At 63.0% G+C, this 22,247-nt stretch carries 22 protein-coding genes; 10 read left to right on the top strand and 12 right to left on the bottom strand.

Going from position 1 to position 22,247, the window contains the following annotated elements; genetic code table 11:
* Positions 1–19 precede the first annotated feature (19 nt).
* Positions 20–874, top strand: coding sequence for a choline ABC transporter permease subunit (choW, locus tag LB558_RS30950; RefSeq protein ID WP_224700966.1), 855 nt, complete (start codon positions 20–22; stop codon positions 872–874).
* Positions 871–2,052, top strand: coding sequence for a choline ABC transporter ATP-binding protein (gene choV / locus LB558_RS30945; protein WP_224700965.1), 1,182 nt, complete (start codon positions 871–873; stop codon positions 2,050–2,052). Before choW ends, choV begins: the two co-directional genes overlap by 4 nt.
* Positions 2,053–2,111: 59 nt before the next feature.
* Here choV and LB558_RS30940 read toward each other — a convergent pair whose 3' ends face one another.
* The 4 genes from LB558_RS30940 to LB558_RS30925 all read right to left on the bottom strand — a co-directional run bounded on the left by LB558_RS30940 (position 2,112) and on the right by LB558_RS30925 (position 7,910).
* Complete coding sequence (locus LB558_RS30940; protein WP_224700964.1) at positions 2,112–4,589, bottom strand: S8 family peptidase; 2,478 nt, start codon at positions 4,587–4,589, stop codon at positions 2,112–2,114.
* 3 nt (positions 4,590–4,592) lie between these two features.
* Positions 4,593–5,597, bottom strand: a complete 1,005-nt coding sequence (locus LB558_RS30935; RefSeq protein WP_224700963.1) for an AAA family ATPase — start codon at positions 5,595–5,597, stop codon at positions 4,593–4,595.
* Positions 5,598–5,790: 193 nt separating this feature from the next.
* A complete protein-coding gene (locus LB558_RS30930; RefSeq protein ID WP_127257508.1) occupies positions 5,791–7,197 on the bottom strand; it encodes an ATP-binding protein in 1,407 nt (468 codons plus the stop codon).
* Positions 7,194–7,910 (bottom strand): response regulator, encoded by a 717-nt coding sequence (locus LB558_RS30925; protein ID WP_127290180.1) that lies wholly within the window; start codon positions 7,908–7,910, stop codon positions 7,194–7,196. The genes LB558_RS30930 and LB558_RS30925 overlap by 4 nt, the downstream gene beginning before the upstream one ends.
* Before the next feature lie 252 nt (positions 7,911–8,162).
* Between LB558_RS30925 and LB558_RS30920 the strand changes: the two genes are divergently transcribed.
* From LB558_RS30920 to clpS, 4 genes are all read left to right on the top strand, one after another.
* Positions 8,163–8,465, top strand: a complete 303-nt coding sequence (locus LB558_RS30920) for a hypothetical protein (protein WP_224700962.1) — start codon at positions 8,163–8,165, stop codon at positions 8,463–8,465.
* Between the two features lie 38 nt (positions 8,466–8,503).
* A complete protein-coding gene (locus tag LB558_RS30915) occupies positions 8,504–8,782 on the top strand; it encodes a hypothetical protein (RefSeq protein WP_224700961.1) in 279 nt (92 codons plus the stop codon).
* Between the two features lie 159 nt (positions 8,783–8,941).
* Positions 8,942–9,304, top strand: coding sequence for a hypothetical protein (locus tag LB558_RS30910; RefSeq protein WP_224700960.1), 363 nt, complete (start codon positions 8,942–8,944; stop codon positions 9,302–9,304).
* A 139-nt stretch (positions 9,305–9,443) separates the two neighbouring features.
* Positions 9,444–9,749 (top strand): ATP-dependent Clp protease adapter ClpS, encoded by a 306-nt coding sequence (gene clpS, locus LB558_RS30905; RefSeq protein WP_224700959.1) that lies wholly within the window; start codon positions 9,444–9,446, stop codon positions 9,747–9,749.
* A 44-nt stretch (positions 9,750–9,793) separates the two neighbouring features.
* Here clpS and LB558_RS30900 read toward each other — a convergent pair whose 3' ends face one another.
* The 4 genes from LB558_RS30900 to LB558_RS30885 are packed head-to-tail and all read right to left on the bottom strand — an operon-like array spanning position 9,794 to position 16,718.
* Positions 9,794–11,872, bottom strand: a complete 2,079-nt coding sequence (locus tag LB558_RS30900; RefSeq protein WP_224700958.1) for a hypothetical protein — start codon at positions 11,870–11,872, stop codon at positions 9,794–9,796.
* Between the two features lie 57 nt (positions 11,873–11,929).
* Positions 11,930–14,752 (bottom strand): DUF4159 domain-containing protein, encoded by a 2,823-nt coding sequence (locus tag LB558_RS30895; RefSeq protein ID WP_224700957.1) that lies wholly within the window; start codon positions 14,750–14,752, stop codon positions 11,930–11,932.
* The gene (locus tag LB558_RS30890) at positions 14,749–15,714 is read right to left on the bottom strand and encodes a DUF58 domain-containing protein (protein ID WP_224700956.1); all 966 of its coding nucleotides are present in this window, start codon (positions 15,712–15,714) and stop codon (positions 14,749–14,751) included. Before LB558_RS30890 ends, LB558_RS30895 begins: the two co-directional genes overlap by 4 nt.
* The gene (locus LB558_RS30885) at positions 15,714–16,718 is read right to left on the bottom strand and encodes an AAA family ATPase (RefSeq protein ID WP_224700955.1); all 1,005 of its coding nucleotides are present in this window, start codon (positions 16,716–16,718) and stop codon (positions 15,714–15,716) included. Before LB558_RS30885 ends, LB558_RS30890 begins: the two co-directional genes overlap by 1 nt.
* A gap of 165 nt (positions 16,719–16,883) precedes the next feature.
* Between LB558_RS30885 and LB558_RS30880 the strand changes: the two genes are divergently transcribed.
* The 3 genes from LB558_RS30880 to LB558_RS30870 are packed head-to-tail and all read left to right on the top strand — an operon-like array spanning position 16,884 to position 19,410.
* Positions 16,884–17,513, top strand: a complete 630-nt coding sequence (locus LB558_RS30880) for a DUF1285 domain-containing protein (protein ID WP_224700954.1) — start codon at positions 16,884–16,886, stop codon at positions 17,511–17,513.
* Complete coding sequence (locus tag LB558_RS30875; protein ID WP_224700953.1) at positions 17,513–18,148, top strand: CoA pyrophosphatase; 636 nt, start codon at positions 17,513–17,515, stop codon at positions 18,146–18,148. The genes LB558_RS30880 and LB558_RS30875 overlap by 1 nt, the downstream gene beginning before the upstream one ends.
* Positions 18,145–19,410: a CCA tRNA nucleotidyltransferase gene (locus tag LB558_RS30870; protein ID WP_224700952.1), complete on the top strand. Its 1,266-nt coding sequence runs from the start codon at positions 18,145–18,147 to the stop codon at positions 19,408–19,410. The genes LB558_RS30875 and LB558_RS30870 overlap by 4 nt, the downstream gene beginning before the upstream one ends.
* A gap of 1 nt (position 19,411) precedes the next feature.
* Here the strand turns inward: LB558_RS30870 and LB558_RS30865 are convergent, their stop codons facing one another.
* From LB558_RS30865 to hemF, 3 genes are all read right to left on the bottom strand, one after another.
* Complete coding sequence (locus tag LB558_RS30865; protein ID WP_224700951.1) at positions 19,412–19,597, bottom strand: DUF1059 domain-containing protein; 186 nt, start codon at positions 19,595–19,597, stop codon at positions 19,412–19,414.
* A gap of 226 nt (positions 19,598–19,823) precedes the next feature.
* Positions 19,824–20,084 carry a DUF1344 domain-containing protein gene (locus tag LB558_RS30860; protein ID WP_224700950.1) on the bottom strand — a complete coding sequence of 87 codons (261 nt, stop codon included), beginning with the start codon at positions 20,082–20,084 and terminating at the stop codon, positions 19,824–19,826.
* Positions 20,085–20,393: 309 nt separating this feature from the next.
* The gene (gene hemF / locus LB558_RS30855; RefSeq protein WP_224700949.1) at positions 20,394–21,308 is read right to left on the bottom strand and encodes an oxygen-dependent coproporphyrinogen oxidase; all 915 of its coding nucleotides are present in this window, start codon (positions 21,306–21,308) and stop codon (positions 20,394–20,396) included.
* A gap of 115 nt (positions 21,309–21,423) precedes the next feature.
* Between hemF and LB558_RS30850 the strand changes: the two genes are divergently transcribed.
* A complete protein-coding gene (locus LB558_RS30850) occupies positions 21,424–21,681 on the top strand; it encodes a hypothetical protein (RefSeq protein WP_127257484.1) in 258 nt (85 codons plus the stop codon).
* A 12-nt stretch (positions 21,682–21,693) separates the two neighbouring features.
* Here the strand turns inward: LB558_RS30850 and soxR are convergent, their stop codons facing one another.
* Positions 21,694–22,137, bottom strand: coding sequence for a redox-sensitive transcriptional activator SoxR (soxR, locus tag LB558_RS30845; RefSeq protein ID WP_224700948.1), 444 nt, complete (start codon positions 22,135–22,137; stop codon positions 21,694–21,696).
* Positions 22,138–22,247 lie beyond the last annotated feature (110 nt).

The following is a 22,247-nucleotide window of genomic DNA, read 5'->3' as shown; positions in this document are numbered from 1 at the left end:
CCTGCATGAGAGGGGCGATATGGATCCGATTTCGAAATTCATGGTCGATCACAAGATTCCGATCGGCGCCTGGGGAAAGGCCTTCTTCGGTTTCCTCACCGACAATTTCGACACTGTGTTCAGGGCTTTTTCGAATGGCCTCAATTTCCTGCTGGACGGGCTGGTCGGCATCCTTTTGATGGTGCCGCCGGTGCTGCTGGCGCTGATCATCGCTGTTATCGCCTGGCTGCTGCAACGCTCGCGGCCGCTTGCCACCGGCGTCTTTCTTGGCCTGATCTTCATCATCAACCAGAACCTCTGGAAGCAGACGGTGCAGACGCTGGTGCTGGTCGTCGCGGCCGCTGCCATGGCGATGGCCATCGGCGTGCCGCTCGGCATCTGGGCAGCGCACAAGCCGAAGGTCTACCGCATCATGCTGCCGGTGCTCGATCTTATGCAGACGCTGCCGACCTTCGTCTACCTTATCCCGGTGCTGACGCTGTTCGGCCTCGGCAACGCCCCCGGCCTCATCGTCACCATCATCTTCGTCATCCCGACCGCGGTCCGGCTCACGCATCTGGGCGTCGTCTCGGTGCCGAAGTCGATCGTCGAGGCCGGCGAGGCTTTCGGCGCCACCAAGAGCCAGTTGCTGTGGAAGGTGGAACTGCCGTCGGCGCTGCCCACGATCATGGCTGGGCTGACACAATCGATCATGCTGTCGCTGTCGATGGTGGTGTTTGCCGCACTGATCGGCGCCGGCGGTCTCGGCACCGAGATCAACCGCGCGCTCGGCTCGCGCCGCATCGACCTCGGGCTTGAGGCGGGCCTTGCCATCGTCGTTTTGGCCATCGTGCTCGACCGGATGACCCGCATCGCCGTTGGAGGCAAGAAATGACCGTCGCCGTCGATTTCAGGAACGTCGATATCGTCTTCGGCGCCGACCAGGCCGGATCGCTGAAGATGATCGACGCCGGCGCCAGCCGCGCCGATATCCTCGAAAAGACCGGCAATGTACTGGGTTGCGCCGGCGCCAGCCTGACCGTGAACGAGGGCGAGATCTCCGTGCTGATGGGCCTCTCCGGTTCGGGCAAGTCGACATTGCTGCGGGCGGTCAACCGGCTCAACGTGGTGTCGCGCGGCCAGGTTCTGGTGAAGGATGGCGACAAGACCGTCGACGTCGTCACCTGCGACGAGGCGACCTTGCGGCGCCTGCGCCAGAAACAGGTGGCGATGGTGTTCCAGCAGTTCGGCCTTTTGCCTTGGCGCACCGTGGAGGAGAATGTCGGTCTCGGCCTCGAACTCGCCGGCGTGCCGGAAGCCGAGCGCAAGGAGCGCGTGCAACGCCAGCTCAAGCTGGTCAATCTCGACCAGTGGTCGAAGAAATACGCGCATGAACTGTCGGGCGGCATGCAGCAGCGCGTCGGCCTGGCACGGGCCTTCGCCACCGAGGCGCCGATCCTGCTGATGGACGAGCCGTTCTCGGCGCTCGACCCGCTGATCCGCACCAAGCTGCAGGACGAATTGCTGCAGCTGCAGGCCGAATTGAAGAAGACCATCATCTTCGTCAGCCACGATCTCGAGGAGGCGCTGAAGATCGGCTCCCACATCACCATCATGGAGGGTGGGCGCATCGTGCAGACCGGTGCGCCGGAGGACATCGTGCTGCGGCCTGCCAACGACTATGTCCGCGACTTCATCGCCAATGTGAACCCGCTGTCGGTGCTGACCGCCTGGAACGTGATGCGCGACCGCCGTGATCTGGAGCATGGCGACAATGGCTGGGTGTGGCTCGACCGCCGCAAGACGACGCGCTTCAAGATCGACGAGCACGGGCTGGTGGCGGCGGCCGAACGCGATGGAAAGCCGGCGGTCTGGGTGTCGTGCGCCGACGTCGAAGGCCAATCCGAGGAAGCCGCGCAAGTGTTCTGGGCCAATCCGGGCACCTCGCTGAAAACCGTCATGCTGGCCATGCACCGTTCTCAGACCGCTCCCGTGGCGCTGTTCGACGACCAGTCGCGCTTCGTCGGCGCGATCGGTATTCGAGATGTGCTGAGCGCGGTGCTGAGAAGGTAATCTAACGGCTTTTTGGGGGTGTCGGCGGCCTACATCAAGTAGGGCCGTTGCTTGCCGATTTAAATTTGCGTTTCGACGCTAACTGTAGACAAGTCAACGATGGTGCGCACGGGCGTATAGAGGTCAACCTCAACGTCAGACGCCTTTAGCGTAACTACTAGCGAATAACGAGTACGGCGATTGACAATATCGCGAGCCGCTCGGCTGCGCCACCAGCCCATTACTGGCTTGATGCATAGCTTATCGCGTCCAAGCAAATCGATAGCGGGTCCGGTCCATACATCGCAATGCAAAGAACCTGCGGATACGCTATTTGGGCCAAGCATCCATCGATCATCATCAGGGTGAGCTGGCGGTGCCCGACCATCCTCACGTTCAGCAGCATTTACGCGTTGTCGAAAACGCTCCAGAGTTTCGCCGCGCCGTCTCAGATCGAAGCGCAAGCCATATGATTGATACCGTTGTGGATCAACGTTTGCCGAGAACCCTGGATTGGGATCGATAAAGTATGACAGCGTGACTTTGAGTTGAACAGTCTCGTTGTTAAGTTGCTCCAGAACGGCGGCAGGCAATGGTAAGTCGTAGTAGTGACATTCATTGAATTTTCGTTGACCTTGAAGGCGGAATGGCTGAATTTCTGCTTGCGCCACCAAGGCCAGATGATCTTGCGCCGAAGCGGTAGCTCGGTCGAGATCTGCAACGCCATAACCAAAGCGGCGAACTACCTCATATTTTTCTCTTCGGCCAGGACAGGCCGCGAACTCCGCAAGCATCGGTGTAGTCCATTCCGCGCTATGAACCATCAGCGCACGGATAGTTTCTGGCCAATACTCCGGATGGGCAGCCGAGAGCTGAGTCGCCATACGTGCTGCCTGGGCAGTGGCGGCACTTGTGGCGTGGAAAGACACCAATGGCCGGGCATCCGTATCTTTCCCTGTCGAAAGTAGACAGAGAGAATCTAGTGTCAGCACTTCCCGGACGCTGGGGCTTAACGCTCTATTTCCACCCTCCAGAACAATTTCGGGCTTAATCGGAGCGCGGCCTTGCGACCATGTGACAGACGTTCGACTGTGCGGGCTGAGTGCTCCCACCTTGGCCAAAACCGTCCAGTCCTCATAACCGCTGTCGTGAATATCTGCCAAGTCGGTACAAGCCCCTACCGTCAAGGCATTCCACGCCTGGCAAGGGTCTTCTGCCGGATATATGTCCTGCGGCTGCATCTGACCATAGTCGATAACTGGCGGGACATTTCCTGCTGATATTACAAACAGCCGTTTGGGCGAATCTTCGTCATCCCCGATCATTGTACCGGCCGAAGCTTGATCAATGGCAGCACTCCAGGTCGAAGGCGTTGCCCCTGACACCCTGTCGTTCGTTACCGCCATACAGAATACCCGGCTGCGTTCAGGTTGGGCAATTTCCGGCAAGGAGATAGCTGCTTGCGTAATGATACCATAAGAATTGGGGTCATTCGGATCCGCGCCGTGGGGTGGAATTAGCTTTACGGTCTCCAACCGGTGCGCAAGAACGCGCCCAGAGGTATCAGCCAATTGCGCAGTGAGGTCCCCGTGCAACGCAAGTCCAGCCATCGCGGTTCCATGTCCAAACCCGTCATGGTCGGACACGCCCCATGCGGCGTTGACGGCATGTTGGTCGTTAGCCGCGAGGGCCGGTTCCAAAAGAGCGTGGGCACGGTTGACACCCGTATCCAGAAGACAAACTGCTGGCACTTCGTTGCCAGGCCAGACAATGCGCCCCGCTAAATCGTCGTTCCACTCATGCTGCTCTTCACGCACATCATCGATGAAGAAGGCAGGATTGTCTGTGGCTCTGCGCAACTCATCAACCACACCAGCGGTAAACGTCATCAGCTCGATGGCGGCGCGTCTGGCAAACACCGGTATGACCACGGCTTCAGGAAAGTACATCCTTCGATCACGAGACGCTGCACGCACATCAAGGCGGCGACACACGTCCTCGACGCCCGCCTCCTTGTCCAAATGCGTCCAGATTGCCCACCACATTTCGTGCTGAGCATCGATAGGGAGCGCATCTGGATCATCAGTCCAGAACGTACCAAGATGGGCGCGTCGAAAAGCTTCGATAGGCTCGACACGCGACGCATTTGGCGGCTTCTGAGCGATCTCGGTTAGGGGGCCATCGCGATAGTCCTGGAGGATTTGCGTCAGGGCCTCGCGTGCATGGTCTGGAACGAACAGTGCAACTGTGCGTGAATTGTCTGTGTCTTTAACCGCGCCAGGCTTGATGCCTTCTGTCTTTCGCTCCAACACTGTCGGGTTGGTGCCTCGCTTTAACTCGACTTCCACAAAGCCGCCCGCCGGTGTTTCCAGCCTTTCGTCATGTCCCCGGGATTCTTCCATTGCCACGAATGCGGCATTCAGCTCATTGATAAGCTTTGCAGCGTGCTCCGCTCGAATGCGCGGATTACTAGAGCCGCCCGTACTCGACCCGGTGTATTCGCTCGAAATATGAAGCGCAGAAATATCAATATGAGGAAGTGTGAAGCGTGTGGGCATTCGTTATGAGGAAGACCCTACGTTAATAAAGGCCTCCCGCATTTCATGTCTTTCGCGAAGGCGCGTCAAGAGATCGTCCGTTGAGATTGTATTTCGCTCATCAAGAATGGCTGTCTTGACGGCGTCATCTGTCGCGCGAACAATTTCAGATTGGCTCAAATTTTCTGCCGCATCAGTAATGCGCTTCCAAGCGAGGCGCCCGGCCCTCATCGGCCTAACACTCGAGGCGATGATCTGCCTGATCTGCGCTGCCGTCGGCGCGTCAAATTCTAGAACCTGATCGTAGCGGCGTAATAGTGCTCGATCGAGCAAAGAAGGATGGTTCGTCGAGCAAACGATCAAACTGTCAGTGGCGTTGTCCTCCTCCATGAATTGCAGGAAGGAATTCAATACTCGGCGCATCTCGGCCACATCGTTTGTCGAAGTACGCTGTCCACCAACTGCATCGAACTCGTCGAACAAATAAACTCCTCGACGCTTAGCGGTTTCATCGAATACCAAGCGCAACTTCGCCGCAGTATCGCCCATATATCGGGTAATCAGCGCCTCCAGCCGGAGTACATAAAGCGGCAGGTTCAACTCACCAGCAAGAGCCTCAGCAGACATCGTCTTGCCTGATCCCGGAGGTCCCACAAACAAGACGCGTCGGCTTGGCACCCTATTGTGCTCACGGAGCCAGTCTCGCCGACGTTGCTGACGGACCACATCCGCAATCCGAGCGGCCAGTGGCTTGCTCAGCACAACATCTTTGAGCTTGAATTTGGGGTCGCGGAGTTCAAGCAGACCTTCGAGATTCCCACGCGGTGTACTAAATGAAATCGGGACGCTCGGGCCACGGGATTTTGACGCTCGCGCTCGATCGACTTCCAAGCGCATTTCTTCGGCGGTCGTTCTTCGCCCCTGACGTGCTTCCGCTGCGGCGACTTGCAGGGCGATTGAGAAAAAGGTTTCGTCGTCGCCTTCTGCACGGCTTCTCAGCATTGCTAATATCTGCTTGACGTTCGACAAAACTTTCCCGCTTTCTTGCACTTCGTTAACTGTATCGTAAACGCGCAAATCATCGAAGCGGTTTCACGAGCCTTTCCACACTCTTGGTCTGGCAGTGTATCGTGAACAGGCGGTTACCTTTGGCATCAGCCTACAGTGGATTATAAGCCGCAATGAGGAACATATCCAGAACAAGCACAACTATGGCTACGCTCTACGCCGCCAACGGCAGGCGCAGTTGCGTCAGCAGGCCGCCGCCGGGGTTGTTGGACAGGCGGATCTCGCCACCTGCGGCGCGCGCGATGTTGCGGGCAATGGTCAGGCCGAGGCCCAGACCACCGGTCTGGCGGTTGCGCGATTGTTCGAGGCGCACGAACGAGCCGAACACGGCGTCGATCTGTGCCTGCGGTATCCCAGGCCCTTCGTCGCGGATGGTGAGCAGGATCATGTCTTCCGACCGGCGCAGCGAAAGATGCGCCTTCTTGCCGTAGGTGACCGCGTTCTGCACCAGATTGGTGACGCAGCGCTTGAGCGCGACCGGCCGCGCCATGCAGATCAGCCCGCGCGAACGGGTCTCGTCGTCGAACGACACGTCGTCATAGCCGTCGGCGATCGATTCCACGAGCGACCAGAAATCGATGCGTTCGTTCTTTTCCTCGGTCACTTCGAAGGTGGCGAAGTCGATCACCGAGCTGGCGATGCTCTCGACATCGGCGAGGTCGTGCGCCAGCGCCTCGCGGACCGCCGATTTGCGCAACAGCTCCAGGCGCAGGCGCATCCTGGTCATCGGCGTGCGCAGATCATGCGCCAGTGCCGCCGCCAGATGTTCGCGGTCCTCGACATATTCGCGCAACCTTGCCTGCATGGCATTAATCGCCTTGGCGGCGGCACGCACCTCGCGGCTGCCGCTCTCGGCGATCGGCGGGCTCTTCAGATCCTTGCCGATGCGGTTCACGGCGGTCTCCATCATCCGGTAGGGCGCCGTCAGCCGGCGCAGCGACCAGATCGACATGATCACCACCAGGCCTGCGATCAGCGAATAGAGCGGCAGGCTGTCGAAGCTCAGGATCGGGCCGACGGGCGTGATCGGTTCGGTGAAGTTCAGCCATTGGCCGTCGGCGAAGCGCAGCGACGCCGTCAGCTTGTCGCTCTGGGCGAAGTCGGCGGCCAATACCAGAAGGTCGCGCTCGACCTGGCCGATGTCGGGCCCCGGCGCCGTGCCGTCCGCGTCATCGGCCTCGCGCGTTGCCGGATCGCGGCGCACGCGTGCATCGGTGATGCCGAATTTCGACAGCCGGCCGACGAGGATGTCTTCGAGTTCGGCCAGTTCGTCGTCGCCGGCGATCGACGAAGTGACCGCCGGCGTGTCCGAAACGGTGAGCGCGTAAGTGGAGTTGAACAGGCCGGTCGCCGTCGCCTTGCGCTCGTCCGGACTGGCGTCATGCATGAGTTGCACCAGCGAGAAGGCACGGTCGTTGAGCCGGTAGAGGTCGACGACGTCGTTGGCGGCGGCGCGATCGCGCGACACGATGTAGAGGGTCGCGACCTGGCTGATCAGCAGGCCGGCAATGACGATCAGCAGCACCCAGACAGGCAAGGTCTGCGGCAGGAAACGTCTCATTCGGAGGTCGTCTCGGGCAGAAACTGGTAGCCGCCACTGCGTACGGTCAGGATCAGCTTGGGCGTCTTCGGGTCGTCTTCCATCTTGCGCCGCAACCGGCTGACCAGGATGTCGATGCTGCGGTCGAAGGAATAGTCGCTGTCGCCGCCGGACAGTTCGATGAGCTGGTCGCGGGTCAGCACGCGCTGTGCGCTCTTGACGAAGGTCTGCAGCAGATTGAATTCGGCCATGGTCAGCTCGACCCTGACATCGTCGGGTGCGATCAGCCGGCGCCGAGCACAGTCCATCGTCCAGCCGGCGAAGCGGTAGATCTGCTTGGTGGTGGCGCGCTTCGGCTCGGCGGTGCCATTGCGCCTGAGCACGGCGCGGATACGCGCCAAAAGCTCGCGCGGGTCGAAGGGTTTGGGCACGTAGTCGTCGGCGCCCATTTCCAGGCCGACGACGCGGTCGGTCGTCTCGGTGACGGCGGTCAGCATAATGATCGGCGTCGAATACTGGGCACGCAGGTCGCGGCACAGCTCCAGCCCGCTCTTGCCGGGCAGCATCACGTCGAGGACGATGAGGTCCACCTGGACGCGCCGCAGGATGGTCTCCATCTCGATGCCGTCGGCGGCAACAGAAGTGTGCAGGCCCCGCTTCTGGAAGAATTCCTGCAGCAGGTCGCGGATACCCTTGTCGTCGTCGACGATCAGTATGTGTGCGTCGGATTTCACAGCAGCCCTGTCATTGTTGCCAAGCCCTTCTGTCTTTGATTGCCAAGTCCTTCTGTCGCAACCCACACGATAGAATTCAGGCCATATGTTGGCCAGTGGCTATGATGGGTTCACACCGGCTTTCTCAGACACAATCCAGAAACAAAATTCTACAGTTCAGAAAAACTCCTGAAAAATTTCAAAGGCATAACTGATCTCGTGGCGGTCAGGTCATCGGCTGCGACGCTAGTCTCCGGGTTTACGGATAAACCGATGCCAAGATTGTCGATCAGTTTGTTGGGTGCGTTGCTGGGCTTCTGCCTGGTCACTGCCGCTGTCGGACAATCGGACGCAAAGGCGACGCTCACAACCCGGAGCGAACGGTGCGCCAATCTCAGCCACCAATTTGATGAAGCCCTCGAAACCCACGCCGCGGCAACGCAGGTCACCGCGGCAAAGGCACTTCAGAGAAAGGGCAACCGGTACTGCGCCGCCAAGAAACAGGCCCAGGGCATCCGGATGCTCGCCAACGCTTTGAAGCTGCTTGGAGTGACACCGAACGACCCGGTTCAGTGAAACTAAAAACACGACCCGCATAAAAGGAAAACGAAGCCATGAAAAAGTCCCTCCTGTCCGTCCTCGGTCTCGCCGTTGCCCTCGCCTTCTCGATGCCGGTTCTCGGCAACGCAGCAGCCACGACGACCGCCGCCCCGGCTGCCGCCGCCACGACCACCGCTCCGGCTGCTGCCGCGACGACCACCGCTCCGGCCAAGGCTGCTCCGAAGAAGGTCGCCAAGAAGACCGTCTGCAAGGTGACCAAGAAGCACAAGTGCCCGGTCAAGAAGGCGCCCGCGAAGATGGCTCCCGCGAAGGCTGCTCCGAAGAAGCCCTGATCGCCTTCGAGGTCAGTTCTAGCGAGGCCGTTCCAGCCGCAAAACCGGCTGGGGCGGCCTTCTGCCAAAGCGCATGGTCGGAAACTGAACGCCGGCGGCTTCCAACCATGGGCTTCTGATTTAACCCGTTTGCAACGCCGGCCCTGTAAGACAATCCGCATGAAGAAGCGGCTTTCGTCCATTCTGCGCTCGATGGCTCTCGGTGGCCTGGTTGCCACCGGGGTCGCCAGGGTGCTCATCCTGTTCACCGCCAGCCCGGTGCCGGATCCGGCTAGCGGGCGCACCGAGCCTTCGCTGTTCGCGCCAGCGATTTCCACCAGTTGGGACTACATCACGCCGGCACAGACCTGGCTGCTGATCGTGCTGACCGGCGCGACGCTGGTCTGCGTCGCAGCGTGGCCGATCGCGGCCTGGCTGGAACGCCGGACGGATGCCGGAGAAAACCGCTTTCCTGACATGCCGTCCGCCACGACCGCGCGCCAGATTCCCGGCCGCCGCATGTTCGGCCGCCAGGACCGTTGAACGGCAACCGACACTTTCCCACATAGTCGTCAATGGCCACGCCCGCCGGACACCGCTTTCGCGCGTCGATCAAAATAGACGGCCGCTTTTTGTGGTGCGAGAATGATGGCGCGGCGCTTACGCAGAATTGTCGGTTCAAATGCCTGAAATCACCACAAAACCGCGTGTCCAGGTCAAGCCGCAGGTCGAGCGGCCGAAGCTCTACAAGGTCATCCTCATCAATGACGATTTCACGCCGCGCGAATTCGTGGTGACGGTGCTCAAGGGCGAATTCAAGCTGAGCGAAGACCAGGCGCATCGAGTGATGATCACCGCGCATCGGCACGGCGTCTGTGTCGTCGCCGTCTACACCAGGGATGTCGCTGAGACCAAGGCGACGCGGGCCACCGATGCCGGCAAGGCCAAGGGCTATCCGCTGATGTTCACGACGGAGCCGGAGGAGTAGAGCAGGGCGCTTTTTCCCTCTCAAGGGGAGAAGGAAAAGTGCCGTTACCGTCCCTCGCGGTACCACATCGAACCCATTGCCAGAAGCAGCAGGCCGAGACCGAGGAAGCCCCCGAACAGCGGCACGCGCGAGACGGCCTTGAGCACGCTGTCGTCTGTTGTGCGCAGTCCGATCCAGTCGTTGCCGGATGCGGCACCAGCCGAGCGCACCGGCACGATGGAGGGCAGCATCACGTCGCTGCCAAGGGCTGTGGACGACGCCAGCCGGCGCACGCTGCCGCCGGTGGCTTCCGCCGGCGCCTTCAGCCGGTTTTCGGTGGAAATGACGTCGGCGAATTCCGGTGCGTTGACCGGCCCGACATGGGCGAGCGCGGTCAGGTCGCCATTGGCGACCTGGTAGAGGCCGATCTCGCTGGTCTCGACGCTGCCGAGGAAGACACCGGGCTCGGATTTATCGAGCTTGACGGTCAGTGTCTTGCCGGACGGAGTGATGATCTGGGAGGGGCCTGGATCGTCAGCCATCGTCTGGCGGCGGATCTCCAGCACCATGCCGCGGCCGTCGGCGGTCAGCCGCTCCTCCTCGAGCTCGGGCTCCTTCATCAGCCAGTGCGCGATGCGCCGGTAGAGCTGGACATGCGGGCCGCCACCCTCGAAGCCGCGTGCCCATAGCCAACCCTGATCGGACAGCAGCATGCCGACGCGGCCTTCGCCCTTGCGGTCGAGCAACAGCAGAGGTCGGTTGTCGGCGCCCTTCATCACCACTTCGCCTTCCGGGTTCTGCACGCCTATGGTGCGGAACCAGCGGCTCCAATGCGGCGGCTCGGTGGCAGAGCCATCGAGCCCACGTGTCACCGGGTGGCGCTGGCCGAGTTCGGTGAGGCGCGGATAGAAGGCCTTGTCGACAACTTCGCCGGTCGGCATTGCCGGCAGGGCCGCCATCAGCGGCGTGCGCGCGATCGAGCTTTCGCCGGCATATTCGGGGCCGGCCGCGATCAGCAGCGCGCCGCCCTTTTCGACATATTCGGAGATGTAGTCGTAATAAAGGATCGGCAGCACGTCGCGGTGCTGGTAGCGGTCGAAGATGATGAGATCGAAATCCTTGATCTTCTCGACGAACAGCTCGCGGGTCGGGAAGGCGATAAGCGACAGTTCGTTGATCGGCGTGCCGTCCTGCTTTTCCGGCGGCCGCAGGATGGTGAAATGGACGAGATCGACCGAAGCGTCGGATTTCAGCAGGTTGCGCCAGGTACGCTCGCCGGCATGCGGCTCGCCGGAGACGAGCAGCACACGCAGGTTCTCGCGAATACCGTCGATCAGTGCGACGGCGCGGTTGTTGGTGTCGGTCAGCTCGCCCGGCTCACGGTCGATGGCGAGCTCGACGATGTTGCGGCCGGCGCCCGGAATGGTCACCTGCAGCGGCATGGCCTGGCCAACGGTGGCGTGCTCGACCGCAACCTGTTCGCCATTGACCGAGACGCGCACATCGACCGGGCCGGTTTCGTTTTCGGTCGAGATGACGCGGTAGCTCATGTCGAGCGGCTTGCCGACAAGGCCGAAGCGCGGCGCGTTCTCGAAGCGGATGCGGCGGTCCTTTTCGTGGTCGTTGCCGGTGATCAGGGCATGCAGGGGGGCGTTGAAATCGGGCGCGCCCGGGGGGGCGTCATGGACCTCGCCATCGGTGATCATGATGGCGCCGCCGATGCGTGACGGCGGTACGTCGCGGAAGGCGCCTTCAAGCGCGCCGAACAGCCGTGTCTCGGTACGTTCTTCGGCGGCCTCGGATTTGCCGGCCTCGACGACGCGCACGTCGAACTGCTTGAAGCGGCCAAGCCGCTGCTGCAGCCCGGCCAGCGCCTCGTCGGTCTGCTTGGTGCGCTCGCCGATGTCCTGGCTCTGGCTGCGGTCGACGACGAGGGCGACAACGCTTTTCAGCGGCTCGCGCTCCTCGTTGAGGAACACCGGGTTGAACAAAGCGGCGGCGAGCGCCAGAAGGGCGATGAAGCGGAAGACCGAGCCGCGCTGGCGAAACCACAGGCCGACAAGCACCAGCAGCGCCAGCGGTACCAGCGCCAAGGCCAGCAGGGGCCAGGAGATCAGCGGTTCGAAGGAGATCGACCAGTTCATTCCTTACCCTCCCATCTGGGAGGGTCGTTCCGCGGAGGTGCAATAAAAGACATCATCTTACTGCCCCAGCCGTTCGAGCAGTATGGGCACGTGCACCTGGTCGGATTTGTAGTTGCCGGTCAGCATGTACATCATGATGTTGACGCCGGCGCGCAACGCGTAGACGCGCTGCATCGGGTCCGCCGGTACGGTCGGCAGCAGCGGATCGCCATTCTCGTCGACCGCCCAGGCGCCGGCAAAATCATTGGCGGTTATCATGATCGGCGAGACGCCGTCGCCGGTGCGCACCGGCCGGTTCTCGGCATTGCTGGCTTCGAGCGACGCCTCGACCCACAGTGGGCTGCCGGCGAAGCGGCCGGGGAATTCGGGCAGGATGAAGAAGGATTTGGTCAGCACGTGGTCGGAGGGCACCGGCTCCAGCGGCGGCACGTTGAGGTTGCCGAGGATGTCGCGCAGCCGCTCCGTAGCCGGACTGGTCGAATCGGCGCCGATGCCGTTGGCGAACTGGTCGCGGGTGTCGAACAGCACCGTGCCGCCCTGCTGCATATAGGCGTCGATGCGGGCGATGGCGGCCTGGCTCGGCATCGGGGCGGCCGGATCGATCGGCCAGTAGATCAAGGGATAGAACGACAGCTCGTCCTTCGAAATGTCGACACCGGCCGGCGCGCCCGGTTCCAGTGCAGTCTTTTCGACCAGGAAGCGGGTAAGGCCCTCAAGCCCGGCGCGGCTGATCGAATCGTCGCCCGGCACGCCGGTCAGCACATAGGCGATGCGGGTCTTCGAAATCGCTTCGATGGCAACCTCGTCGCCCGGCTTGGCGTCGTCGGCGCGGGCAAGGTCTGCGTGGCCGAACAAGGCACCGAGCGCAATCAGGACCGCGGCGGTTGTTGCCACGGCACCGGCGCGGCGCGGCCGGCGTGAAAACAGGCCGCCCATCCAGAACACCGCCAGCGTATCAAGCAGCATCAGCACCAGGGCGGCCGCGACCAGCGCGCCCTTCAAATTGCGCGATTCGTCAAAGGCATACTGGATCGAGGTGACGGGAACAGCGATTTGCGGGCGCGCCAGCGGGGCCAGCGTGCTGTCGGCTTCAAGCAAATTATGGGCAAATACACCCGTCTCGGAACCATAGAGACCGGGCGGGTTTTCAAAAGTCACCGGCAGCGCGCCGGCGCCCGGTACAAGCGGCCGTGCATCCGGCGTCGGCGGCACCAGCGAGCCGTCGGCTGCAATCATGCGATAGGGCGCCAGCGACGCCGCGGCGGCTTCGGCATTGGCGATGGCCGCGCCCTGGTTGCGCGACAGCTGCACGATGCGGCGCAGCATCTCGACGAAGCTGCCTGAGATCGGCAGGTTCGACCAGGTTGCCTCAGGGGTGACGTGGAACAGCACCAGCGTGCCCTTGCCTTTCTTCAGTCCGGTGACCAGCGGCGTGCCGTCGGCAAGGGCCGCCCAGGTGCGCTCGACGATATCGGGCGTCGGCTCGGCCAGCACCTGCCTGCTGACGGTGACCTCGGTCGGCGGCGCCAGATCGGCGAACGGGCCGGCCTTGGGGAATTCGGTGACAGGCTGCGGCGACGTCCATGACAGCGCGCCGCCGAGCGAACGCTCGCCGGTGCGCAGGCGGACCGGCAGCAGATCGTCGTCATCGCTCGCAATAGCCAGCCGCGAACCGGCGAAACGCACCAGCGTGCCGCCATTGTCGACCCAATCGACAAGTCTCTGCCGGACCTGTCCGGGAATGGTGCCGATATCGGCCATGACGATCATCGCGGGCTTTTGGTCGAGGATCTGCGGGATGGCGTCGGCAAGATCGGCGCTGGAGGGTTCGACCAGATCGGCGAAGGGCTGCAGCGCTCGCCTGATGTAGTAGAGCGGCGACAAAAGCGGCTGCGCCTGGTCGGCCTCGGCCTGCGACAGCAGCCCGACGCGGCGGCGCTTGGAGCTTTCGTCGAGGACGCGCACCGCACCGGCCTGCCGCTCGCCGTCGAGCGCGATCGAAGCGAAGTCGTTGCGCAACTCGAACGGCACCGCCATGGTGCCGGTGGCGGTGGTTTCGCCAGGCGAAAAGGTCAGCGTCGCATCGGCAATGCGGCGGCCCTTGTCATCGAAGGCGCCGGCGGTGACCTGAGCCGGGGCGGGATCGCCCGGCGCGCGGATGGCGGTCAGTGCAAAGCCGTCGACCTGGTTGTCGGCGGCGGTCAGGCCGGTCAGCGACAGCCTGTCGGCGGTTGCCCAGACGACACGGGCGGCATTTTTCGACAAAAGTATGTTGAAGGCGGCTTCATCGCCTTTCGCCGCCAGGCCGTCGGCAAGCACGGCGACACTGGCCCCAGGCAAGGTTTCCAGCGCGCCGGCGACGCGGGCATAGACGGCGGGCCGGTCGGTCGGGATCGGCCGCGGCTTGGCGGCGCGCAGCCGGTCAAGGGCGGTGGCGGCATCGAACGGGCCGATCTCGGCATTGGCCTTTTCGGCGGTGAAGGCGATGACGACGGGTACGCCGTTGGAGCCGGCGTCGTTGATCAGCCGCTCGGCGGTGGCGACGCGTTTGCCCCAGTCGGCGGCACTTGCCCAGTCATTGTCGATGACGAGCGCAAGCGCTGCTCCCTCGGCCGGCAGCTTTTCACGCGGATTGAAGACCGGGTCGGCCAATGCGGCGACGATGAGCGCCGCCATCAAGAGCCTTAGCAACGTCAGCCACCACGGGCTCTGCTGCGGCGTCTCCTCGCGCTTCAGCACGCGGGCCAGGATTTTCAGCGGTGGGAAGATTTCGGTCTGCGGCTTGGGCGGCGTCAGCCTGAGCAGCCACCAGATTACCGGCAGTGCCAGCAGGCCCCACAGCACCATGGGGGCGCCAAAGGAGAGCGGCAGCCAACTCATGCGACAGCCTTTCCTGGCCGATCGTCACCAGCGATCGTGCCTGCACGACCGCCAGCGGTCGGCCTGACCGAGGGGCCATCAGTGGTCATCGCCATGTGCAGCCGTACCAGCGCGTCGGAAGCGAGCCGGTCGGTGTGATTGACGGTAAAGCTCCAGCCAAGCCGCTTGCACCAGGCCGCCAGTTCGTGGCGCCGGGCGGTGTAGAGCAGGCGATACTCATCCCCCAGCATTTCGGCGCGGCCGGCGGTCAGCTTGTCGCCGGTCTCGGGATCGGTGAATTCGGTGCGGCCGGCATAGGGGAAGGTCTCCTCGGCCGGGTCGGCGACCTCGATCAGGTGGGCACGCACGCCGTGGCGGGCCAGCACGTCGAGCCAGGCCATCGTCTCCTCGACGGGATCGAGAAAGTCGCTGACGATGACGATGTCGCAGAAGCGCCTGATGTCGGACAGGCCGGGTTTTGCCGGCAGCTCGCCGGCATGCATCAACTGGGCGGCAATGCGCTCGGCGCCGTTGCGGGCGGTGAACGGGTCGGTGAGGCCCGGCCAGGCGATGCGCTCACCGCTGCGCGACAACAGCTCGGCCATGGCCAGCGCCAGCACCAAAGCGCGCGATTGCTTGGAAACGCTGGCGCCGGTCGATTTGTAGAGCATCGACGGCGAGGGGTCGGCCCACAGCCAGACGGTATGGGCGGCTTCCCATTCGCGGTCGCGCACGTAGGTGTGGTCGTCGCGGGCCGAGCGGCGCCAGTCGATGCGCGAGGAATCGCCCTCGACATAGGGCCGGAACTGCCAGAAATTCTCGCCGATGCCGCGCTTGCGGCGGCCATGCCAGCCGGCGATCACGGTGTTGACGATGCGCCGCGCCTCGACCAGCAGGTCTGGCACAAGCGAGGCCCGCAACCGGCCACGAGCGAGCGCGTCACGCGTCGCTGCCGGAGCCTGGACCTCGCCGATGCGCGGCATCAAATCCCTTTCACGAGTTTCGCCACCACGTCACGCACGCTGGTGCCTTCGGCGCGGGCGGCGAAGGTCAGCGCCATGCGATGCTGCAGCACCGGCTCGGCCAGCGCACGCACGTCGTCGACCGAGGGCGCCAGCCGTCCGTCGTAAAGCGCGCGCGCCCTTGTGCACAGCATCAGCGCCTGGCTGGCGCGCGGGCCGGGACCCCAGGCGACGTTCTTGTCGGTCTCGGCGTTGCCTTCGCCCGGACGCGCCGAGCGCACCAGCGTCAGGATCGCCTCGACGACGCTTTCAGGCACCGGCATGCGGCGGATCAGCGTCTGGATCTCCTTCAGCCGCACCGGCTGCAGCACGTTTTGCGCTTTCGCGTCCTCGATGCCGGTGGTTTCCAGAAGGATGCGGCGCTCTGCCTCGATCTCGGGATACAGGATATCGACCTGCATCAGGAAGCGGTCAAGCTGAGCCTCGGGCAACGGATAGGTGCCTTCCTGCTCCAGCGGGTTTTGGGTTGCCAGCACGTGGAAGGGCGCCGGCAGGTCATGGCGGGCGCCGGCAATGGTGACGTGGTATTCCTGCATGGCCTGCAGCAGCGCCGACTGGGTACGCGGCGACGCGCGGTTGATCTCGTCGGCCATCAGCAGCTGGGCGAAGATCGGCCCGGAGATGAAGCGGAAGGAGCGTTTGCCGGTCTCGTCCTGCTCCATCACTTCGGAGCCGAGAATATCGGACGGCATCAGGTCCGGCGTGAACTGGATGCGACGCGAATCGAGGCCGAGCACGATGCCAAGTGTTTCGACCAGCTTGGTCTTGGCGAGGCCCGGCACGCCGACCAAAAGCGCATGGCCACCGGCCAGCAGCGCCACCAGCGTACGCTCGACGACGCTTTCCTGTCCGAAGATGACCCGGCCGACCCCGTCGCGGATCCGGGAGATGTCGGCAAGCGCCTTTTCGGCCTCGGCGATCATGTCCTTTTCGCTGATCGGGCTTTCCTTGACCATCACGCTCATGCCGCATCGATCCTTGTGGTTGGCTTGTGGTTGGAAGACCATGGCTGGAACAACGGCTGCACCATACCATAAGTTGCCGCGATTCGGCCTCGCGTGGCGCCTATGTCAAAACTTAAATCACAGACTTAGGCTGACAAGCGGAACAACAGTGACTATTTCGTGACCATGACGGGACCCTTGGGACATCGTGAAGAAAGCCTGACTGATGCCACCGAGGCGCGCGGTCTTGAGGCGCTGATCTCGCGCGCGGCCCGCGCCGGCAAGGGCGCAGCACCCGTTGAGCGTTGGAATCCGGACTTCTGCGGCGATCTCGACATGGAAATCCGGGCCGACGGCACCTGGTTCTATCTGGGCACGCCGATCGGCCGCATGCCGCTGGTGCAGCTTTTCTCCTCGGTGCTGCGCAAGGACGCCGATGGCAGGACCTATCTGGTGACACCAGTGGAAAAGGTCGGCATCCGCGTCGCCGATGCGCCGTTCATCGCCGTCGAAATGGACGTTTCGGGTAACGGCGAAGCGCAGATCATCACCTTCCGCACCAATGTCGGCGATGTCGTCGAGGCCGGGCCGGAACGGCCGTTGCGGTTTGTCGATGAGAACGAGACCGGCGGATTGAAACCCTATGTGCTGGTGCGTGGCCGTCTGGAGGCGCTGGTGGCGCGGCCGGTGATGTATGAACTGGTCGGGCATGGCGAGGAGGTCGAGATCGGCGGCGAGACGATGTTCGCGGTGCGCTCCAAGGGCGCGGTGTTCCCGATCATGCCGGCGGACCAGTTGAAGCGGCTGAGTGCGTGATGGACCAGGTGACGCCGGGGCCGTTTTCATCCGCGGATTTTCGCGCGCGCTTTGCCGTGCAGCCCGATGCGCATGCAGGCGACGACGACTATGGCGACCATCGCTTCAACCCCGGCCATCCGCGCCTCAACCAGGGCAAGGCGCTGCGCGATGCCGCGGTGCTGATCCCGGTGGTCGATCATGAGGGTGATGCGACGGTTCTCCTGACCAAACGGGCCGAAAAGCTGCGCAGCCATTCGGGGCAGGTGGCATTTCCCGGCGGCACCATCGATCCGACGGATCCGAGCCCTGAGGCGGCGGCGCTGCGCGAGACCTTCGAGGAGATCGGGCTTGGCCAAGACCGCATCGAGATCATCGGCCGCATGCCCGATTATGTGGCCGGCAGCGGCTACCGTATCGCTCCGGTGCTGGGCATCGTGCGGCCCGGTTTCCAGCTGACGCTCAACGCCGACGAGGTCGATGCCGCTTTCGAAGTGCCGCTGCGCTTCCTGATGGACCCGGCGAACCACAAGCGCGACAGCCGTATGTGGAACGATCTCGAATGGTTCTTCTACGACATGCCTTACGGCGACCGGCGCATCTGGGGCGTCACCGCCGGCATCATTCGTACCCTTTATGAAAGGCTCTATGCGTGAGTGTCTCGATCGCGGGCAGGGCTGATTGGCTCACCGACAAGCATCTGCAGCGCCTGCTGTTCGCACTGGCCGAAGGCGGTGAAGAGGCGCGAGTCGCCGGCGGCGCGGTGCGCAACACGCTGATGGGCCACCCGGTCGCCGACATAGACATCGCCACCACCTGCCTGCCGGAGGAAACCCTCCGCCGCGCCGAAGCGGAAGGGTTCAAGGCGGTGCCAACCGGCATCGAGCATGGGACAATCACCGTGGTTGCCGGCGGAAAACCTTATGAAATCACCACGTTGCGCGCCGATATCGAGACGGACGGGCGGCGCGCGAAAGTCTTGTTCGGGCGCGACTGGAAGCTCGATGCCGAGCGGCGCGACTTCACCATCAACGCGCTCTATGCCGGGGCCGATGGCAAGGTGGTCGACCTGGTCGGCGGCATTGCCGACATCGAGGCGCGCCGGCTGCGATTCATCGGCGACCCGGAAGCGCGTATTCGCGAAGACTACCTGCGCATCCTGCGCTTCTTCCGCTTCTTCGCCTGGTACGGCGACGGACGGCCGGACGCCGAAGGGCTGAAAGCCTGCGCCCGGCTTAAGGAAGGACTGGCCCAGCTTTCGTCCGAGCGAATCTGGTCGGAACTGAAGAAACTTTTGTCGGCGCCCGATCCGTCACGGGCACTGCTCTGGATGCGGCAGGCAGGTGTCTTGACCGCAGCGCTGCCGGAAAGCGAGAAATGGGGCATCGATGCCATCCATGGGTTGGCCAAGGCCGGGAAGGATCTGGGCTGGGCACCCGACCCGCTGCTCAGACTGGAAGCGGTCGTGCCGCCCGATGCCGCTCGCATGGAGACGCTGGCCGAGCGGCTCAAACTCTCGACCGCTGAAGCGGATCGCCTGCGCCACTGGGCGCTTGCCACCGCCGTCGAGCCGAAGACGACCGAGGGCGAACTGGCGAAAAGGCTCTATCGCGCTGACCGGCAAGGGTTTGTCGACCGTCTGCGGCTGTCGCTTGCGGCAGCCAGGGTGCGCGCCGTCGAGGACAACGAGGCGCTGCTCGAAGCCGGTGGCTTTTCGCGCCTGCTTGCCTTCGCCACCAAATGGGAAAAGCCGTTGTTTCCGCTGAAAGGTGCCGATCTGACGGCGCTCGGCGCAACTCCAGGCCTGAAACTCGGCGAAATCCTCCGGAATCTCGAAGCGGAATGGGTCGAAGCCGGGTTTACCCCCGATCGCGACGCGCTCCTCAAGCGCGCCGCCGAAGCCTTGAAGGCCGGGTAGATCAGGCCGCGTCGCGGGTCTTTTCGATGCGCGAGCGGATCGCCTCGATCATCGTCTCGCGGATGACCGTCTCGCCATGCGTCTCGCGCATGTGCTCGACGGCACGGCGCATGACCTCGGCTTCCTCGTTGGCACGTGTATGCCAGTCACAGCCGGGCACGAGCGACCCGCAGTGAAATTCCTTCATGAGATTTCTCCTTTCCTCCGTGGAGCTCGAGGCTCCGGCACTTTTTTGGCTGACGGTCCAAATCCGAGATCGGATCCTGGGGCCGCGAGCGGGAGAAACATAACACAGATGGGGTGGCATTGGTTGCAGTCAACGGCGAAAAGGCGGAGCAGGCGCTGCTCCGCCCTCTTACGCTACCCCGAAACAGGAGCGGATATCGTCTCATCCTGCTCTGGCGGGCAAGCCATCATTTTGCGACCTTGACGGCCTCGGCGACCTTGTTCTTGCCCTTCATATCCCATGAGACGCGGACCTTTTCACCGACCGTCAGGCCAGGATCCTTGAAGGTCTTGGGAAGCGTAAAAGACGACCCATCATCGAGGACCAGGGTCATGGCCGTCGTGTCAAAGGTCTTGATCGTCCCGGTGGTGTGCTTGACGGCGGCGAATGCCACCGAACCGGAAGCGAGAAGGGCAGCGGCGGCCGCCGAAACAATGATCTTGCGCATGCGAGGTACTCCTGGAAAGGCGGGCATCTTTTTGACGAAGATGTCCCGCATCGTCCTGGGCCGTCCGGTCGCGTCGGGTCGCGGCTCGCTTTGTCTTGACGCAATTCCGGTCGGAAGCCGTTTCGCACTTTCCTGGAATTGCGCGCAGGCGAACCGCCGGCGCTTCCCGACCCAGCGCCACAAATAGACCAGTCTTTTCACCAGCCTATTAGACGAAAAAGAAATTTTTCGCCGCACCTTGTGCCACATTCCATGCCCATTTCGGGCGAATGTGACATCAATGCGGCTCACGCCCCGCTCACCATTTTGTTACGGCCAGCGAACCTCGGGCGGCAGGCTGGAGAGAATGGACGCGACATTGCCGCCGGTCTTCAGTCCGAAGATGGTGCCGCGATCGTGAAGCAGATTAAATTCGACATAGCGGCCGCGGCGGATGAGTTGTTCGTCACGGTCGCCATCGGTCCAGTTCTCGTTGAAGTTGGCGCGCACGAGGTGACCGTAGACGACGAGAAAAGAACGTCCGACATCCTGGACGAAGTTGAAATCGGCATTCCAGCCGCCCTTGTCCTCGCCCGAATGCAGCCAGTCGAAGAAGATGCCGCCGGTGCCGCGCGGCTCGTTGCGGTGCGGCAGATAGAAGTACTCGTCGCACCAGGCCTTGAATTTCGGGTAATCGGCCACCGCGACATTCTTCTCGCAAGCGAATTGCATGGCACGGTGGAAGGCGACGGTATCAGGGTCGTCCTGGGTGCGGCGGCGATCAAGCACTGGTGTCAGATCGGCGCCGCCGCCGAACCATTGGCTGGATGTGACCACCATGCGCGTGTTCATGTGTACGGCCGGAACGTTGGGATTCCACGGGTGCGCGATCAGCGAAATGCCGGATGCCCAGAAGCGCGGGTCTTCCTCGGCGCCGGGCATCTGCTTCCTGAACTCGGGCGAGAACTCGCCATGGACGGTCGAAGTGTGGACGCCGACCTTTTCGAAGACGCGGCCGTGCATCATCGACATGGTGCCGCCGCCGCCGCGGCCCTCGTCGCGTTCCCATGGGGTCTTTTCGAAGCGGCCGGGCGACCACGAGGCCAGCGGCCCGCCAAGGTCCTGCTCGATCTGCTCGAACGTGGCGCAGATGCGTTCGCGCAGCGCCTCGAACCAGAGGCGCGCCTTCATCTTCTTCTGTTCGATGTCGGCGGGCAACCCTGCCGGTATTTCAGGTCGTTCCAAGTGCCGTCTCCGGTTGCGGGGCGGTGAGTCGACAAAAGACTCGTCTTTTCCGGGCGCGATCCCTAATCTCTTAGGGGACAGGGTCAAGTGTCATTACGGTGCAAGGAGTTGTTTCGTGCGCACCCCGGCAAGACCGCCGCTGGATGGCCTGAAGAAGAGGCTCGACCAAAGCCGTGCCGAGCGCGTGCGCATGCCGCGCGACGGTTTTCTGCGCGAGACCTTCGTGCTGCCGCGCTCCGATGCGCGGCTCAAGGCCAAGGAATGGTTCGAGCGCTTTCCCAAGCAGGCCTACTGGACCGAGATCGAAAGCTGGTTCGAGCGGCCGGGCGACCTGATCGAGTTCACCATCAGGCGGTTGCCGGTAGCTGATTGAAGCGCAGCTTGCTCAGCCGGCCACCAGCCGCCTAGCGCCTGTGCCTTCCCTCGCCAGCCGGTCGCCCTTGTTGCGCAGCGGGCATTTGTCGATCGACATGCAGCCGCAGCCGATGCAGTCGGTCAGCCCGTCGCGCAGTTTCTTCAACTGGGCGATCTTGTGATCGAGCCCGTCGCGCCAGGCGGTCGACAAAAGGTTCCAGTCATCGCGCGTCGGCGTGCGGCCCTCCGGCAGCGATGCCAGGGGTTCGCCGATCTCGGCCAGCGAGATACCGACCTCCTGCGCCACCTTGATGATCGCCACCCGCCGCAGCACGTCGCGGCCGTAGCGGCGCTGGTTGCCCGCCGTGCGGTGGCTGCGGATCAGGCCGCGGGCCTCGTAGAAATGCAGCGCCGACACCGCCACACCGCTGCGCATGGCGACCTGGCCGACCGTCAATTCCGTTACCGGTGCCATTCCTGACTTTCCGCTCCGTTTTTTCTTCTTGACCTCAAGTTAAGTTGAGCTTGTAGCGAAGAAAGATCGTTTGGGCAAATGCAGGAGAAGGCGATGTGCGCCTGGGTAAC

It is taken from the genome of Mesorhizobium sp. CO1-1-8, assembly GCF_020164875.1.
Lineage (GTDB): Bacteria > Pseudomonadota > Alphaproteobacteria > Rhizobiales > Rhizobiaceae > Mesorhizobium.
Note: the sequence above shows the minus strand (reverse complement) of the source record. Positions and strands in the feature narration are given on the sequence as shown.

Bases quoted from the DNA above. Each gene is read 5' to 3' on its own strand.
- LB558_RS30875 (WP_224700953.1), top strand. From the start codon at position 17,513: ATGGACCAGGTGACGCCGGGGCCGTTTTCATCCGCGGATTTTCGCGCG.
- LB558_RS30890 (WP_224700956.1), bottom strand. From the start codon at position 15,714: ATGCCGCGCATCGGCGAGGTCCAGGCTCCGGCAGCGACGCGTGACGCG.
- LB558_RS30940 (WP_224700964.1), bottom strand. From the start codon at position 4,589: ATGCCCACACGCTTCACACTTCCTCATATTGATATTTCTGCGCTTCAT.
- clpS (WP_224700959.1), top strand. From the start codon at position 9,444: ATGCCTGAAATCACCACAAAACCGCGTGTCCAGGTCAAGCCGCAGGTC.
- soxR (WP_224700948.1), bottom strand. From the start codon at position 22,137: ATGGCACCGGTAACGGAATTGACGGTCGGCCAGGTCGCCATGCGCAGC.
- LB558_RS30900 (WP_224700958.1), bottom strand. From the start codon at position 11,872: ATGAACTGGTCGATCTCCTTCGAACCGCTGATCTCCTGGCCCCTGCTG.
- LB558_RS30895 (WP_224700957.1), bottom strand. From the start codon at position 14,752: ATGAGTTGGCTGCCGCTCTCCTTTGGCGCCCCCATGGTGCTGTGGGGC.
- LB558_RS30915 (WP_224700961.1), top strand. From the start codon at position 8,504: ATGAAAAAGTCCCTCCTGTCCGTCCTCGGTCTCGCCGTTGCCCTCGCC.
- LB558_RS30880 (WP_224700954.1), top strand. From the start codon at position 16,884: ATGACGGGACCCTTGGGACATCGTGAAGAAAGCCTGACTGATGCCACC.
- LB558_RS30865 (WP_224700951.1), bottom strand. From the start codon at position 19,597: ATGAAGGAATTTCACTGCGGGTCGCTCGTGCCCGGCTGTGACTGGCAT.
- LB558_RS30860 (WP_224700950.1), bottom strand. From the start codon at position 20,084: ATGCGCAAGATCATTGTTTCGGCGGCCGCCGCTGCCCTTCTCGCTTCC.
- choW (WP_224700966.1), top strand. From the start codon at position 20: ATGGATCCGATTTCGAAATTCATGGTCGATCACAAGATTCCGATCGGC.
- LB558_RS30910 (WP_224700960.1), top strand. From the start codon at position 8,942: ATGAAGAAGCGGCTTTCGTCCATTCTGCGCTCGATGGCTCTCGGTGGC.
- choV (WP_224700965.1), top strand. From the start codon at position 871: ATGACCGTCGCCGTCGATTTCAGGAACGTCGATATCGTCTTCGGCGCC.
- LB558_RS30920 (WP_224700962.1), top strand. From the start codon at position 8,163: ATGCCAAGATTGTCGATCAGTTTGTTGGGTGCGTTGCTGGGCTTCTGC.
- LB558_RS30885 (WP_224700955.1), bottom strand. From the start codon at position 16,718: ATGAGCGTGATGGTCAAGGAAAGCCCGATCAGCGAAAAGGACATGATC.
- LB558_RS30930 (WP_127257508.1), bottom strand. From the start codon at position 7,197: ATGAGACGTTTCCTGCCGCAGACCTTGCCTGTCTGGGTGCTGCTGATC.